The sequence below is a fragment of the Aphanizomenon sp. CS-733/32 genome (genome assembly GCF_028330045.1).
Taxonomy (GTDB): domain Bacteria; phylum Cyanobacteriota; class Cyanobacteriia; order Cyanobacteriales; family Nostocaceae; genus Dolichospermum; species Dolichospermum gracile.
This window is the reverse complement of sequence record NZ_JAQMSE010000220.1, coordinates 1-15,379: the sequence shown is the minus strand read 5'-3', so window position 1 is coordinate 15,379 and position 15,379 is coordinate 1. Positions and strand designations below refer to the sequence as shown.

Below are 15,379 nucleotides of genomic sequence, written 5' to 3'. Positions count from 1 at the left end.
GATTTTACGGTCTTTATCCTACATTTGAACACCCCATTTCTGAATCAGCAACTCCCATAGAGTTCACCTACTTACCTGGATAGAACCCTATTATCCACAGATGTTGAATTTTTATTTGACTCATACAGTTATATTAAAGCTTTTGTCCTGTGTAGATGGAGCGAACTTCACCGTTACGACGAACAATAGCTTCTCCGTTACTGACATCTACGAGTGTCCAGCCTGTAGTACCAATATTTTCACCTAGATTAATTCGGCGACTAATACCATCTACCTTAAACAAAGCCACGGATTTATTACCCAACTCCAATAGTCCCTCTAATTGAGCAGAATAGCTAGGTGATAAATCCTGTTGTGATATGTTCTTAGTTTCTTTTACAGGTGCAGGGGGAACAATTGTTGGTAATTGCGGTGGTGCGACTTTCACTAGTTGAGGATTAACAGCTGCTGGTTTGAGATTAACCTGTGATGTTTTGGGTATGGGTTTAATTACTGGTTGTATAGTATTAATAGTAGGCGAATTATTAACTGTTAAAGATGAAGGTAAGGTAGGTGGTACTGGGACTGTGGGAACAGTTGGTATTTGATATTTGGGTGCAGGAGACTGATAAACTGGAATATATATGCGCTCAACCACATTAGGGGTAGTCAAACGACTATTAGCAGGTAGCATATTATTTGCTGCTACAGATAGTGGTAGGGTTTCTGTTGGTTGGGTATTTGGTAAAGGTGAGGCGGTGGTTTGATTGAGATTAACAGTGGGAAATCCTGGTTTAGCAATTGTTTTATTATAGGTTGTTCCTTGCTGTTCTATGACAGTTAAGGCTTCCAACATATAATTTACTAAGTCTAACTGAGGATCTGTGGTTATAGATGCAGGTGATAGTGTCTGGTGATTTGGTAAACTTTGGGAAGTTAATTGGGCATTTATTGTATTTAATAAACCAGACTCGGTCAAGTAGACCATTCCCAAAGTCCCTACGGTTAGGCTTAATCCCATAAATATCAGTTTACCTAAACCACTGGTTTGTTGTTGTTCAGTAGTTGTAATTGCTCTGATAGATGGATGATTAACCACTAGTGTAGTGGTTTGGACGTTTTTAATAGGTGCAGTAGATTGTAATGGACGATTAAGTTTTGAGGGCAAAACCACATCTGGCATTTGAAATGTCATGGTTTGCACGGGGACAGATTCGGTTCTCTCTCTATGATGATTTCGCTTGCTTCGACCATCAAGAATGTTGTCAATATCATGAAAAAGTTCGTCCATTAAGCTTTCAGCATAGCTTTCTATTGTCCAAGGCTGGTTATTAACGAAATCTATGCCTAAGGACATACTGGCGCTATCGGACGCTTCTGAAATAAGTAAATCAGTGCTGGATTTGGGTAACATAGACTTTTTCGGTTGTTCGTTGTCAGTTGTTAGTTGTCCAAGAGGATGTTTTAAAAGTGGTGTCCCGTAATTTTCATCACATTTTTACCTCATTTATAAGGGAAGGGTTAGGGAGGGGTGAAATATTTGATACAGCAATCATGACTTTTCCAACACCCTCTAAGAGAAGGAATAAGGAAGAAGAAAATTTCCCATACTAGAATTATTACTAGAATAGTTGTCCTCCCTATAACCCATTACCCATTACCCATTACCTATTGCCGTCTTGTTTTTAGCTACTTCTAAATATATCAAAAGAGCGTTGATATCGGCTGGGTTAACTCCGCCAATTCTTGCTGCTTGTCCAATGGTGAGAGGTTTAACTTTGTTGAGTTTTTCTCTGGATTCTTTAGATAAAGTCTCAATGGTTGAGTAGTCTAAATTGCCAGGTAGTTGGCGATTTGCCTGACGGGCAACTTGGTCAATTTGGTTTTGCTGTCTGGCTAAATAACCAGCGTATTTGATGTCAATTTCTGCGCCTTCTTTTTCAGCTTGCTGGAGAATAGGGTTATCAAGTCCGTGGCGTTCTAAATCAATGTAATGGATACCTGAACGACGCAATAAATCAGCCAGGGTAATAGAACCTTTAATTGCTTCTTGGGTATCGTGAGCGATCGCCTGTCCCACTGCCTCATTCTCTTTTATTCTAGTAACATGAAGGCGTTTTTTCTCCGCTGTAATTTGTTCTTGTTTTTGACTATACAAATCCCAGCGCCGGTCATCAATTAAACCTATTTCCCGTCCTAAAGGTGTCATGCGGATATCAGCGTTATCGGAACGCAGTAATAACCGATACTCTGACCGACTGGTGAGCATTCGATAAGGTTCGCGTAAATCCTTCGTACACAGGTCATCAATTAACGTGCCAATATAACTTTGTTCACGGGGGAAAATAATCATTTCCTCACCTCGCACAAACCGCGCTGCATTGATTCCCGCTACTATCCCTTGAGCAGCCGCTTCTTCATAACCGGTCGTTCCATTTACCTGTCCGGCACAAAATAACCCTGGAATTTTCTTGGTCATCAACGAGGGAAAACATTGAGTTGCAGGTAAATAATCATACTCCACAGCATAAGCCGGACGCAACATCACACAATTTTCCAAACCAGTCAAACTCCGCAACATCAAAATTTGCAAAGTTTCGGGTAAACCAGTGGAAAAACCTTGAATATATAATTCAGGAATATCTCTTCCTTCCGGTTCAATAAAGATTTGGTGACTTTCCTTATCGGCAAAGCGGACAATCTTATCTTCAATACTCGGACAATAGCGGGGTCCCTTTGCTTCCACCCAACCACCATACACTGGCGACAAGTGCAAGTTTTCCCGAATTAAGCGATGAGTTTCTTGAGTCGTGCGGGTCATGTGACAAGGCATTTGTTCCCGTTCTACCCACACTTGGGGGTCAAAACTGAACCACCGCACAGCTTCGTCTCCTGGTTGCACTTCCATTTGACTGTAATCAACGGAACGCTTATCAACCCGTGCTGGTGTCCCAGTTTTCAGTCGGCCGGTTTCAAATCCCAAACGATTCAGAGTTTGTGTTAACCCTTCCGCTGCAAACTCTCCCGCGCGTCCTGCGGCCATGGATTTATTCCCCACCCAAATTTTACCGCCTAAAAATGTGCCAGTGGTGAGAATGACAGCTTTACAGTGAAAAGATACGCCAAAATAGGTTTCTAAACCAATAACTTCATTACTATCATTTAAGATTAAATCCGTGACCATGCCTTCCCGAATTGTCAAGTTCTCTTGATTTTCGACAATTCCCTTCATTATCGCCGCATATTCCCGCTTATCAGTTTGCGCCCGTAATGCCCACACCGCTGGACCCCGTGAAGAATTGAGGATGCGTTTTTGCAGGTATGTCCGGTCTGCCATTTTGCCAATTTCCCCACCCAAAGCATCTATTTCATGGGTTAATTGGGACTTGGCAGGACCACCCACTGCGGGGTTACAGGGTTGCCAAGCGATTTTATCTAAATTTAGGGTCAATAGCAAAGTTCGACAACCGAGGCGAGCAGTGGCAAGCGCTGCTTCACAACCGGCGTGACCTGCACCGACGACAATCACATCATAAGCGTCTCGGAATTCAACGGAACTGTGCATGGTCATAACCAATGAAGAATTAAAAATTCTAAAGTTTAAAAAGCTAATTACATTCGGTATTTTAGCCTATATTTAGGAGCGATTTCAGTTTTTACTAGCTTAGGAACGTGGATTTATTAACTGACAATTCTTGATAACCACCGTATAAAGATATTAAAAATAACGATAAAAAGCTTAGATGCGCTCCATGCCATTCCCAGTGTGGTTTTAGTGTGTCTCGTAACCCGCATTTCTCACAAACAATGCGATTCCTGGGTCGCGCTATCTCTATTCCTTCGGAACGCTATGCGAACGAGACGCTACCGCGAACGGTATCGCAATATATCTAATCCTTATAGAGAAACGGTTTCGGGCATTTTTCACGGAGTTGATTTTCGATGCAGTGTGAAAACCCAGAATCCAGATTTTATAAGGGTTTGAGGATTTCGGTGAGAAATCCGGGGTAATAGGTTAATCTGGTTCATAGGGGTTTCTTTGATCCTGTGGTAACTTTCCATGAAACCCTTTCTCTGTTGCCTCTTTCAGCTTTTTCTCTATTTTTCGTCCTGTACAGAGTACAAACTATTGCAAAATGTCTTCAGAATTCCCAATTGGTAGTAAAGTCCGTGTGGTATCATTGCCACCATACCTAAAAACTGCTGAACCAATGCCGATGTTACGTCCCCCTGAAGTAATTCATATTGGCGAAGAGGGTATAGTTCTTGACCGTCGCCCTGGTGGTTATTGGGGTGTGCGCTTTACTAGAGGAGCTTTTCTCATAGATAGCCAATACATTGAAAGTATCGAAAACCCGTCTGATCCCCAATCAGATTGAAAATAGAGAACAACAAGAATGTAAACTTATTTAAGTTATTTTTTTGGTTGAGAAAATGGGTTCTCGTCGCACTTTTATTAGCATCTTATTTGCTTCTTGTTTGGCCGTTATTAGTTGCTTTAATTTTACCCCTCCTGCTCAAGCTTTAGGTGGTAAATTACCCACAATTAATCAACCCGCACCTGAATTTACTTTACCAACTAATACAGGCAATGGTAAAGTCTCTTTGGTTGATTTTCGGGGTAAGTGGGTAGTTCTTTATTTCTACCCCAAAGACTTTACCTCTGGTTGTACTATTGAAGCCCGACGTTTTCAGCAAGATTTACCTAAATATATTCAGAAAAATACTGAGGTCATTGGTATCAGTGCTGATGATGTTGATTCTCATGCAGAATTTTGTGACTCGGAGGGGTTAAAATTTCCTTTGTTAGCTGATATTAAGGGTGAAGTTAGTAAGGCTTATGGTTCTTGGATAGGTGTTGTCTCTATGCGCCATAGTTTTATTATTGATCCTCAAGGGATATTACGCGCAACTTTTGTGAAGGTTAATCCTAGTATTCACAGTATGCAAGTTTTGGAAATGTTGAACAAGTTGCAATCTTCTGTTTCTTAGAAAGACGGCGATTAGCAAGACGGCGATTAGAAATCGCGGCTACACAAACAAAGTCCACCTGCGTGGACTAATAGTAATAGAAGTTTAACCTGCGAAGGCAGGTTTTGTCTGTGTAGCTGTGATTTCCAATCGCCAGGTATAATTCCATTGGAGGGCTAATTTTTTGATATGAATCATGATCCTTATATTGTGAAACCAGGTGATCAGATTTCTTTGATCAAAGACTATAATCCAGGTTACAAGTGTGAATTTCACCAAAAAAGTGATGCGGTAAAAAGATTAAAGGCTGGTATTTTACAATTAGCTAAATATCAAGATATTCTCTATGCTCAAAATAATTACTCTTTGTTAATTATTTTTCAAGCAATGGATGCTGCTGGTAAAGATAGTACCATTAAGCACGTTATGTCGGGGGTGAATCCTCAAGGGTGTCAGGTATTTAGTTTTAAATCACCTAGTGAGGAGGAATTAGATCATGATTATTTGTGGCGCTCGATGAAATCTCTACCGGAAAGGGGAAGAATTGGCATATTTAATCGTTCATATTATGAGGAATTATTGATAGTACGGGTACATCCAGAAATTCTCAAAAAACAACAATTACCTAATTTTCCTAAAGGTGATCAGATATGGCAACAGCGATTTGAGGAAATTAATAATTTTGAAAAATATTTGGTAAATAATGGGGTAATTGTCCTAAAGTTTTTTCTGAATGTTTCCAAAACTGTGCAAAAAAGACGCTTTTTAGAAAGAATTGAATCACCAGAGAAAAATTGGAAACTTTCTGTTAGTGATGTCAGAGAAAGGGGTTTTTGGGATGATTATATGAATGCCTATGAGCAAGTTTTCAAGCATACAAGTACAGAATTTGCTCCTTGGTATATTATTCCTGCTGACCGCAAATGGTTTACAAGGTTAGTAGTTGCGGATATTATTTGCAAAAAATTACAGGAATTAAATTTGCAATATCCTCAAATTAGTGAGGAAAACAAACAGCAATTGTTAGCAGCGAAAAAAATTTTAGAAGCAGAAAAATAACTTTGTCAGTGAAATGTGAATAAAAAAATAAAAAGATCCCCGACTTCTTTAAGAAGTCGGGGATCTAAGCCTTTCATCTATACGTCTGTAGATGTAGGGAATGAGTTGAGAATTTCGATATCTTAGGGTTGGGAAAGGGTACAATTTACAGGATAAATATGCCAAATCTTCCTAACTTTGATATTGTAGCTTTAGCGGCTTCTGCTGGTGGATTAACGGCATTAATTGAGGTGCTTTCAAATTTACCTGCAAATTTCCGAGCAGCAATTGTTGTGGTTCAACATTTAGATCCTCGTCATCGCTCCCTTATGGCAGAAATTCTCAGTCGTCGGACTCCACTGCAAGTAGTCCAGGCAAAAGCAGGAGACGAACTCACTCCGGGGACTGTTTATATTGCTCCTCCGAATAACCACTTGTTGGTGAATAGTGATGGTACAGTTTCGTTATCTCAGTCGGAAATGGTGCATTTTCTCCGTCCTTCGGCGGATTTGTTGTTTGAATCGGTGGCAGCGAGTTATAAAGAAAGAGCGATCGCTGTTGTCCTCACAGGAACTGGCAGTGATGGCGCAATGGGAGTGAAAGCAATCAAAAAAATGGGTGGAACAGTAATTGTCCAGGACGACAAAAGTGCTGAATTTCCGGGAATGCCATCTTCAGCAATTGAGACAGGGAATGTAGATTTCATCCTCCCTTTAACAGAAATTTCTTCAGCTTTGATAACTTTGATCATGTCTCATGCTAGTTTGCCATAACATATCACTAATTTAGGTTATTATAAGAAGCTGACTGTGTATAAACAATGTTTTACAAATTCAATATCCGTAAGCAAGATTAATTTAGTTTACAATCATCTGAGGATATGTATCTGTTTCTAGTAAAACCCTAATTGATTTTATGAATGCTCCACACAAAGACCTTGATTTTGAAAATCTCCTCCAATATTTGAGAATCAATCGAGGGATTGATTTCACAGGTTATAAACGTTCAACTTTAATGCGTCGTGTTATGAAGGAGATGGAAGCTTTAAATATAGATAGTTTTGTGAATTATCAAGATTATTTAGAAGTTCATCCAGCTGAATTTAAAAATTTATTTAATACTATTTTAATTAATGTGACCGCTTTTTTTAGAGATAGTTCAGCTTGGGACTATTTAGCCAAAGAAGTTATCCCTAATATCATCAAAAATAAACGAAAAGATGAACAGCTTCGGTTCTGGAGTGCGGGTTGTGCTTCTGGACAAGAAGCTTATACTTTAGCAATGATTCTAGCAGAAATATTGGGAATGGAAGAGTTTCGTAAGCGGGTAAAAATCTACGCAACAGATGTAGACGATGAAGCTCTCACCCAAGCTCGTCACGCTAGTTATTCAACCAAAAATATTATTGAAGTTCCATTAGAACTGCGCGATAAATATTTTGATTTAGTGAATAAGAATTATGTTTTTCGTCAAGATTTGCGTCGTTGCGTGATTTTTGGTCGTCATGATTTACTTCAGGATGCACCAATTTCTCGTTTAGATTTATTGGTTTGTCGCAATACATTAATGTATTTTAATTCAGAAACCCAAGGAAAGATTATCAATCTGTTTCATTTTGCACTTAATGATCATGGCTATCTGTTTCTAGGAAAAGCAGAGATGTTAGTTATGCACGCTAATTTATTTATACCTATACATTTAAAAGATCGTGTATTTGTGAAAGTATCTTTGGGAAACATCCGTAATCGTCAACTAGTTATGACAAATTTGCAAAATAAAGAATTCTCTAATAATGTTTATTCTGAAGAACTACGACTTAGAGAGTTGGCTTTTGATACAGCGTCTAGCGCCCAAGTGGTCATTGATAATCATGGTATATTAATTATGATTAATGAACAAGCTCGGAGTTTATTTAGTTTGACAACAAGAGATTTAAATCGCCCTTTTCAGGATTTAGAATTATCCTATAGACCTGTAGAGTTACGCTCCTTAATCGAGCAAGTATATAATGAACGCCGTCCCATGATACGCACAAATGTTGAACGTTATCAGCCAAATTCAGAAGTTCAATATTTAGATGTGCGAATTACTCCTTTACAAGATAATAATCAAACTACTCTCGGTGTCACAATCTCTTTTAATGATGTCACCCGTTATGTGAAACTCCAAACAGCATTACAACGTTCTCGACAGGAATTAGAAACAACCAATGAAGAATTGCAATCAACCAATGAAGAATTGCAATCAACCAATGAAGAATTGCAATCAACCAATGAAGAATTAGAAACAACCAATGAAGAACTGCAATCAACCAATCAAGAAATGGAGACAATGAATGAAGAACTTCAATCAGCTAATGAAGAATTACAAACAATAAATCATGAATTAAGCGATCGCACCAGTGAACTTGACCACACTAATATTTTTCTGTCTTCCATTTTAGGCTCTTTACAAATAGGAATGGTAGTCTTAGATACTAGTTTTAATATTTTAGTTTGGAATCATACAGTTGAAGATATGTGGGGTTTACGCAGTGATGAAGTAATTAATAAATCTTGGTTTAGTTTAGATATTGACTTACCTGTAGAACGACTGCGAACTTTCCTTCGTGATATTATATCTAGTAAGAAGAAATTACAAGAAATACTTCTGAACGCCACTAATCGTCGCGGTAAGCAAATCCAATGTTATGTCGCCTGTAGTCCCTTACTAAAAGAAACAGTGGAAGGTATTATTATCATGATGATAGACCTGGAGAAAATCCATAGTATGATTTCTCCAGTGGAAATTGAAGAAAGACAACGGGAAAAATAATAGCAAGGAGTCAGGAGTCAGGAGTCAGGAGTCAGGAGTTAGAAAGAAGAAGGAAGAAGGAAGAAATAAGAAATAACAAAGGAGAAAGGAGAAAAGAGACATGAGGTAGGGGCGCAGGGCCTGCGCCCAGTCAAAAGTTAGAATCTATAATCGTTATTTTTAATTGTTAATCTTTAATTGCTAATCTATGTCTATAATTGTTGCTGGAGAACGGAGTGGAGTCGGGAAAACAACAGTTACACTTACCCTATTAGCATCTTTACGTCGTCGTGGTGTAAAAGTGCAATCTTTTAAGGTGGGACCTGATTATATTGATCCGATGTTTCATCAATATGTGACTGGTCTTCCTTGCCGAAATTTAGATGCTGTGCTAACTTCAGAAAGTTATGTGCAAAAATGTTTTTACCATCATTCTTCAGAGTCTGAATATACTTTAGTTGAAGGTGTCATGGGTTTGTTTGATGGTATTGGCCAGTTGTCAAACACAAATGAAAAAACCGACTTTGCTAGTACAGGCCACGTGGCTAGATTATTAGATATCCCAATAATACTCGTAATTGATTGTAGTCGTTTATCTGGTTCAGTAGCGGCGATCGCTCACGGTTATTGTTCTTTAGATAGGAGAATTAAAGTTGCTGGATTAGTCTTAAATCGAGTCGGAAGTGAGCGACATTTATCACTATTAAAAGCTGCTCTTGCACCTTTACAATTACCCATACTCGGTGTTTTAAGAAGACAAGATAACATTACCATTCCTGACCGTCATCTCGGTTTAATTCCCACCGCAGAACTAGCAGAACTAGATCAGATAGTTAATAGTTTAGCTGATTTAGGTGATATTCACTTTGATTGGGATCAACTTCTACCACTTTTAAAATCAGCATCTTCCCCAATTCCCAACTCCCAGTTCCCAATTCTCAATTCTTCCGTAAAAATTGCTGTAGCGCGAGATCAAGCCTTTAATTTTTACTATCAAGACAACTTAGATTTACTAGAAAAATTAGGAGCAAAATTAGTATTTTGGAGTCCATTGAATGGCGATCAACCACCCAAAGATATCCAAGGAATGTATTTTGGTGGAGGTTTTCCTGAAGTATTCGCACAACAATTGTCTAAAAATATCAGCGTAATACAAGCAGTCAAAAATTCAATTTTAGCAGGAATACCCACAATTGCAGAATGTGGAGGATTGATGTATTTGTGTGAGAAAATTATTGATTTTGATGGTAACTCTTGGCCAATGGTAGGAATATTACCCACTCATGCACAAATGGATAAAAGATTAACATTAGGATATCGTCGCGCAGTAATTTTAGAAAATACCTTTTTACTTGATATCAATAAAAACATTTTTGGACATGAATTTCATCGTTCTCATTTAATCACTAATTCCTCTCAACCATTATTTAATACCTATCGCTATGATTGTGATGAACATACAGGTTTTGAAGGTTGGAATTTACCTAATGTTCATGCTTCTTACATTCATCAACACTGGGGAGAAAGTGTAGACATTCCTCAAAGATTCATCCAAGAATGTTTGAAACATCAAAAAGAATTGACTCCTGACTCCTGACCTCCTAGCCCTCACAGACAACTTTTTCAGCAACCCCTATATATTTCTAGTATTCAACATTCAAGACCTTGCTGATCACTCAGCAAAATTACACACTCTGATATCTCCACATAGCAGACATAGACTCTAAATCAACCCCCTTCATATCACCTACCATCGTATTTTTAAACAACGCCGTAAACGCACCAGTACCCAACCGATATTGAGGAAACATCCGATAACAAGGAATGCTAGTTAACCGAGATTGAAAAGTAGATAAATGTTCAACTTCCACCGCTTGAAAATGCGGAAACCGTTCCAAAAACCATTCACAAACCTGCTCATTTTCTTCAGGAGAATAAGTGCAAGTCATATATGCTAAATAACCTTGAGGGGCAACAACTTGGGCAGAATTAGCAATAATCCGTTTTTGACGATTAGCACTTTTATTAATTGAAGTTGAGTGAAAACATCCCGGTGCTTTCTCATTCTTAGCTAGTAAAGATTGCCCGGTACAAGGGGCATCAACCATCACCAAATTACTCGAAGCTGGCAACAATTCTGCAAAAATACTCGAATCTCTATTTACTACCCCACTGGGTTTAATTTGACAACGTTTTAAATTAGAAATTAGCATTCCCAACCGCTTACCAATCACCTCATTAGTAATTAGCAAATCAGGTTTTAAAGCCCTCCAAGCAAACACACTTTTACCACCAGGGGCAGCACACATATCAAAAACTATAGACATTGATTCAGGAATTGCCAACAAAACCGAAGCAGAAAATACCGAAGAAAAATCTAAACAGTAAAAATATCCTTGTTCATGGAGAGAATGCTTACCTGGTTTTTCTCCCAAAGATAAACGGTCTACAAAATGCGGTTGCCAATGTGTTGGCGTTTGTACTGAAAAAGGCGAAATCTCTGGTTGATCTTGACACCAAAGAATGCAGGGTGCAAAAGGTTGGGGATGAACCAAAGCATCTATAAACTTTGTTTGTTCATCTACATTTGTAAATAATTGTCGGGTAACTTTAAGCAATAAATTAGAAGGTTTTTCCATATTAATTTCTACCAAATTAAATCAGAAGAGAAAATGTTACATGAGAACAATGCAATCAATATATTTGGCTGCATACTAAAAAGACATTGAACGATATTTACATGGCGTTACCTGAGTTCGTCCGTTATGGCTTCTGGCTTTTAGCTAGAGGCTAACCTTGTTTTGTTAATGTTCGTCAAACTCATGCCAAATTACGATTTTAGATTTGGTGTTACACTTATGTACCGGAGAGGTCATGATATTTAACAATTTTCAGCAAAAACTGCGCCAAGAATCACAACGTTGGCGAGACGAAGGAATTATTAGTTCTTCCCAGTATGACCAAATAGCCAAGCGGCATCAATTTAATAAAATAGAAGAATCTACCCGTGATAGTTTTGGTGTTATTGCCATTATCATCGGTGGTTTACTATTAGGCTTAGGTTTAATGACCCTTGTGGGTGCAAATTGGCAGGGTTGGTCACGGGACGTTAAGTTTATCTTGTTAATGAGTTTATTTCTCTCCACAGCCATTACTGGGTTTTTGACTTGGCGAGAACCTACACTGACCACAAATCAAGGTAAAAAATCTCAAGAGGGTAAACGGGTACTCGGAGAAGCATTGTTAATTCTCAGTGCTTTTATTTTAGGGGCAACCCTCATGTTAATGGGGCAAATCTTTAATATTAGCGGTTCAGCTTCTGAGTTATTTTTAGCTTGGGGGTTTGGGGTATTAGTTATGGCTTATAGTCTTTCCCTCAATTCCTTGGGAATTATGGCCATTGTCCTTATTCAAATCGGTTACTGGATAGGAATTGGTAATTTAGGATCTGAATCTGGAGAAGTGACTTGGGCGCGGTTAGCTATTCGCCATATGCCTTTACTATCATGGTTACTGTTTGTTCCCTTAGCTTATATTTGCAGATCCCGGTGGATTTTTGGCATGGGAGTTTTGGCATTTATTATATCTTTGCAATATAACCTCAGACCTTTACCACTCTTAACATTTTCTGATGTAGTTTCTTGGATAGCTTCCTTTGCTTTGGCTTTACCACCTGCCTTACTTTGGAGTTATGACGATTTACTTTTCCCCACAGTTAATTATCGGTTATTTCAACCCCTAGCACGTAATTTAGGCTTAACCTGTTTTGGGGTGGTTTTTTATCTTTTGTCTTTTCGTTCTCAATGGGAATCTATAGATTATAGTGGCAGTTTATCATTTTTAAATCCCTTCGATTCAACTAATAATTTATCGAATATATCACCATCTTTGCCAATTATTGATTTAGGGATTCTCAGCGGGTTGGCAGTTTTGCAATGGTTGTTCCTAATTCGTCAAAGCAATAGTCCACTTCGACGAGAACTATTCTTCAGAATTGGCATTATTACTACTTTTTTAGGGTTTCTTCTGATTACTCCTTTTTGGCATCAAGCTATCACTAGAATTACTGAACTAGGCATTTTCATCTTCAATATTTTATTGGCAATCTTAGCCTGGGGATTAGTTCAGGAAGGGTTGAAGTTACGAAAAAGACCTGCATTTTGGTGTGGTATTTTATTATTTACCCTGCAAATTATCAGCCGGGTTTTAGAATATAATACTGAGGTTCTTTTCCGGGCTTTAGTATTTGGTATTTGCGGTTATTCCCTCATTGCTGCCGGACTTTGGTTTGAACGTCGCTTTACTACTTCTAAAACTAGTAATAGCGGTGGTAGTGGAAATAGCGGTGGTAGTGGAAATAGCGGTGGTAGTGGAAATAGCGGTGGTAGTGGGAATAGCGGTGGTAGCGGGAATAGCGGGAATAGCGGGAATAAAACTAGTAGTGGAGGCACTAACGAAAGTAAAGGTGACAACAAAAGCAATAGTAGCAGTGATTATCGGAGTGGTAATGGAGGCACTAACGATAGTAGAGGTGATAACAAAAGCAATAGTAGCAGTGATTATCGGAGTGGTAGTGGAGGCACTAACGACAGTAAAGGCGATAACAAAAGCAATAGTAGCAGTGATTATCGGAGTGGTAGTGGAGGCACTAACGATAGTAAAGAGAGGGATAGAGATAGAGAAAGGGAGAGGGAGAGAGAGAGAGAGAGGGATAGAGAAAGAGAGAGGGAGAGGGATAGAGAAAGGGAGAGGGATAACAGAGGCAATAGTGGAGGTGATTATCGAAGTAGAAGGTAAGAGGATGATTCTCAATCAAAATTCAGACACCTGAGTTCGACTTTTTTAAGCCTTTCTACTTACTCACAAAAAATTAAATCTGAGTTCTTTCTATATAAATCTCTGCGGATAAATTCCTATCGAAAAATTAGCAGGAATGGGAAAAGTATTTTTTCCTATTATCTATTACTAACTAAATTAATTCCATGAAAAATGACTTCCCTGAATCAAAAAAAACCTTAACTCCAGAAATGGAATTTTCCGAAAAATTGACCTTTCGGGATTATCTCATGGCTACAGAACAGAAAGCTAATAAACCTTTACCGATTTGGCGATTAATTGCCCCTTTATTAGTTCAAGTAGGTTTAATCCTGGCTGTACCGTCTCAGGCAATGTATACAGATATGACGGGTAAGACAGTAATTTTGCAAACTGTACCTGTAGATTCTAATGATGTTGTCCGGGGTTCTTCATTGAACTTAGATTATAATATTTCCCGTCCTGAAACTTTGAGAAGACTACCGGGTTGGAATGATTGGTTGCGAAGAAATTCTCGCAGGGGTAGACAAATTTCCCAAGGGAGTATCTTATATTTAATTTTGCAAGAACGACAATCTTTTGATAGAAATGAACTTCAGTCTTGGAAACCTATCCGAGTAAGTAGTAATCGTCCTGTTTCTTTATCTAGTAATCAGGTAGCGTTAAAAGGTAATTATCAAGATGGTCTGATTAATTATGGGTTGGAAAACTATTTCATTTCTGAAGAACAAATACAGCAGATTAATGAGGATATTTCGCAAATTCAGGAAACCAGAAATGGTAGACAACAACCAATTTTAGTGAGGGTAAAAGTAGATCCTCAAGGTAATGCTATTCCCATTGGTTTATCCATAAGAGATGCGAATGGTGGACGTGGCCGCAATTATCGTTTTCAATAGCATTATTGAGGGTGGGCAATGCCCACCTCAAGATAAATTGTTTGTGGATTTCAAAATTGTAATTCAAACCCTAATAACACATCTTCTCCAGACAGTAATACAGGAAATTGAACAATTTCTACAGGTTGTTCCAGTCGGTAAATTTCTACTTGTTTATCGTAGGGATTAATTAACCAACACAAACGCACGCCATTATTTATATATTCGGTGCATTTTTCTTGCGGGGTTTTAAGTCTGTCTGTTTTTGATCTCAGTTCAATGACAAAATCAGGTGCGAGTGGGGGAAATTTTTCTCGTTCTTCAACAGTTAGTGCTTCCCACCGGTCTAATTTTACCCAAGCAACATCAGGAGAACGTTTTGCACCATTAGGAAGTCGAAAAATAGTAGAGGAACTAAATACTATTCCTAATTGGGTTTTGTAGTTCCAAAGACTTACTTTGAAATTTAAATCAGATTCACTACGGCCGCTTTCTCCTCCTACTGGTGGCACAATAATTAATTCTCCCTGTGCATTGAGTTCTAAGTTTACATCTTTATTAGCCATACAGAGTTGGTAAAACTGATCATCTGTAAGGCGAACAACTGGATCTAGATTCAGGGTAACAGTGTTCATTATGTTTATTAGTGTAATTTTTCTGGGTTAAAATCAGTGAGGTAAAGTTTTAAACTTTAAAGACAGTGGGGTGCTTTCTTCTGCGCCCTCAACTATATTTTATTCGACCAATAATCGCTATATTTTGTAATTTTAGCTTAATCAGCAGAAGCCCCACGTCTCACTCTTAGGAGCGTGGGATGAATGCGCGTGAGTTGAGTTGCGTAGCCCAAATTGTATTTGAGCGTAGCGAAAACAAAGAAGGCTACAGCGACGAAACGAACAAAATAT

Annotated in this window: 11 protein-coding genes and 1 pseudogene; 8 read left to right on the top strand and 4 right to left on the bottom strand. The window is 38.5% G+C overall.

Going from position 1 to position 15,379, the window contains the following annotated elements:
- Positions 1-133: 133 nt before the first annotated feature.
- Both PN471_RS18325 and mnmG read right to left on the bottom strand, forming a co-directional pair.
- A complete protein-coding gene (locus tag PN471_RS18325) occupies positions 134-1,393 on the bottom strand; it encodes a hypothetical protein (protein WP_271778057.1) in 1,260 nt (419 codons plus the stop codon).
- 243 nt (positions 1,394-1,636) lie between these two features.
- The gene (gene mnmG, locus PN471_RS18320; RefSeq protein ID WP_271778056.1) at positions 1,637-3,550 is read right to left on the bottom strand and encodes a tRNA uridine-5-carboxymethylaminomethyl(34) synthesis enzyme MnmG; all 1,914 of its coding nucleotides are present in this window, start codon (positions 3,548-3,550) and stop codon (positions 1,637-1,639) included.
- 565 nt (positions 3,551-4,115) lie between these two features.
- On the opposite strand from mnmG, the gene sipA reads away from it, so the two are divergent.
- The 6 genes from sipA (at position 4,116) to PN471_RS18290 (ending at position 10,378) form a co-directional block, all read left to right on the top strand.
- Positions 4,116-4,358, top strand: a complete 243-nt coding sequence (gene sipA, locus PN471_RS18315) for a regulatory protein SipA (protein ID WP_193895691.1) — start codon at positions 4,116-4,118, stop codon at positions 4,356-4,358.
- A 55-nt stretch (positions 4,359-4,413) separates the two neighbouring features.
- Positions 4,414-4,971, top strand: a complete 558-nt coding sequence (locus tag PN471_RS18310; RefSeq protein WP_271778076.1) for a peroxiredoxin — start codon at positions 4,414-4,416, stop codon at positions 4,969-4,971.
- 168 nt (positions 4,972-5,139) lie between these two features.
- Positions 5,140-6,009: a polyphosphate kinase 2 family protein gene (locus tag PN471_RS18305; protein ID WP_271778055.1), complete on the top strand. Its 870-nt coding sequence runs from the start codon at positions 5,140-5,142 to the stop codon at positions 6,007-6,009.
- Positions 6,010-6,167: 158 nt separating this feature from the next.
- Positions 6,168-6,761 carry a chemotaxis protein CheB gene (locus PN471_RS18300; RefSeq protein WP_271778054.1) on the top strand — a complete coding sequence of 198 codons (594 nt, stop codon included), beginning with the start codon at positions 6,168-6,170 and terminating at the stop codon, positions 6,759-6,761.
- A 142-nt stretch (positions 6,762-6,903) separates the two neighbouring features.
- The gene (locus PN471_RS18295) at positions 6,904-8,802 is read left to right on the top strand and encodes a CheR family methyltransferase (protein ID WP_271778053.1); all 1,899 of its coding nucleotides are present in this window, start codon (positions 6,904-6,906) and stop codon (positions 8,800-8,802) included.
- A gap of 187 nt (positions 8,803-8,989) precedes the next feature.
- Complete coding sequence (locus PN471_RS18290) at positions 8,990-10,378, top strand: cobyrinate a,c-diamide synthase (protein WP_271778052.1); 1,389 nt, start codon at positions 8,990-8,992, stop codon at positions 10,376-10,378.
- 88 nt (positions 10,379-10,466) lie between these two features.
- Here PN471_RS18290 and PN471_RS18285 read toward each other — a convergent pair whose 3' ends face one another.
- Positions 10,467-11,420 carry an RsmB/NOP family class I SAM-dependent RNA methyltransferase gene (locus PN471_RS18285; RefSeq protein ID WP_271778051.1) on the bottom strand — a complete coding sequence of 318 codons (954 nt, stop codon included), beginning with the start codon at positions 11,418-11,420 and terminating at the stop codon, positions 10,467-10,469.
- A gap of 235 nt (positions 11,421-11,655) precedes the next feature.
- Between PN471_RS18285 and PN471_RS18280 the strand changes: the two are divergent.
- A pseudogene (locus PN471_RS18280) lies at positions 11,656-13,107 on the top strand (DUF2157 domain-containing protein); the annotation flags it as partial.
- Between the two features lie 656 nt (positions 13,108-13,763).
- Positions 13,764-14,495 (top strand): GDYXXLXY domain-containing protein, encoded by a 732-nt coding sequence (locus PN471_RS18275; RefSeq protein WP_193895707.1) that lies wholly within the window; start codon positions 13,764-13,766, stop codon positions 14,493-14,495.
- Between the two features lie 50 nt (positions 14,496-14,545).
- Here PN471_RS18275 and PN471_RS18270 read toward each other — a convergent pair whose 3' ends face one another.
- Entirely contained in the window at positions 14,546-15,109 is a 564-nt protein-coding gene (locus PN471_RS18270; RefSeq protein WP_271778050.1) for a Uma2 family endonuclease, read from the bottom strand.
- Positions 15,110-15,379: the final 270 nt, after the last annotated feature.

Excerpts from the sequence above, each read along its gene's own strand:
- PN471_RS18325 (WP_271778057.1), bottom strand. The coding sequence starts at position 1,393 with ATGTTACCCAAATCCAGCACTGATTTACTTATTTCAGAAGCGTCCGAT.
- mnmG (WP_271778056.1), bottom strand. The coding sequence starts at position 3,550 with ATGACCATGCACAGTTCCGTTGAATTCCGAGACGCTTATGATGTGATT.
- sipA (WP_193895691.1), top strand. The coding sequence starts at position 4,116 with ATGTCTTCAGAATTCCCAATTGGTAGTAAAGTCCGTGTGGTATCATTG.
- PN471_RS18310 (WP_271778076.1), top strand. The coding sequence starts at position 4,414 with ATGGGTTCTCGTCGCACTTTTATTAGCATCTTATTTGCTTCTTGTTTG.
- PN471_RS18305 (WP_271778055.1), top strand. The coding sequence starts at position 5,140 with ATGAATCATGATCCTTATATTGTGAAACCAGGTGATCAGATTTCTTTG.
- PN471_RS18300 (WP_271778054.1), top strand. The coding sequence starts at position 6,168 with ATGCCAAATCTTCCTAACTTTGATATTGTAGCTTTAGCGGCTTCTGCT.
- PN471_RS18295 (WP_271778053.1), top strand. The coding sequence starts at position 6,904 with ATGAATGCTCCACACAAAGACCTTGATTTTGAAAATCTCCTCCAATAT.
- PN471_RS18290 (WP_271778052.1), top strand. The coding sequence starts at position 8,990 with ATGTCTATAATTGTTGCTGGAGAACGGAGTGGAGTCGGGAAAACAACA.
- PN471_RS18285 (WP_271778051.1), bottom strand. The coding sequence starts at position 11,420 with ATGGAAAAACCTTCTAATTTATTGCTTAAAGTTACCCGACAATTATTT.
- PN471_RS18275 (WP_193895707.1), top strand. The coding sequence starts at position 13,764 with ATGAAAAATGACTTCCCTGAATCAAAAAAAACCTTAACTCCAGAAATG.
- PN471_RS18270 (WP_271778050.1), bottom strand. The coding sequence starts at position 15,109 with ATGAACACTGTTACCCTGAATCTAGATCCAGTTGTTCGCCTTACAGAT.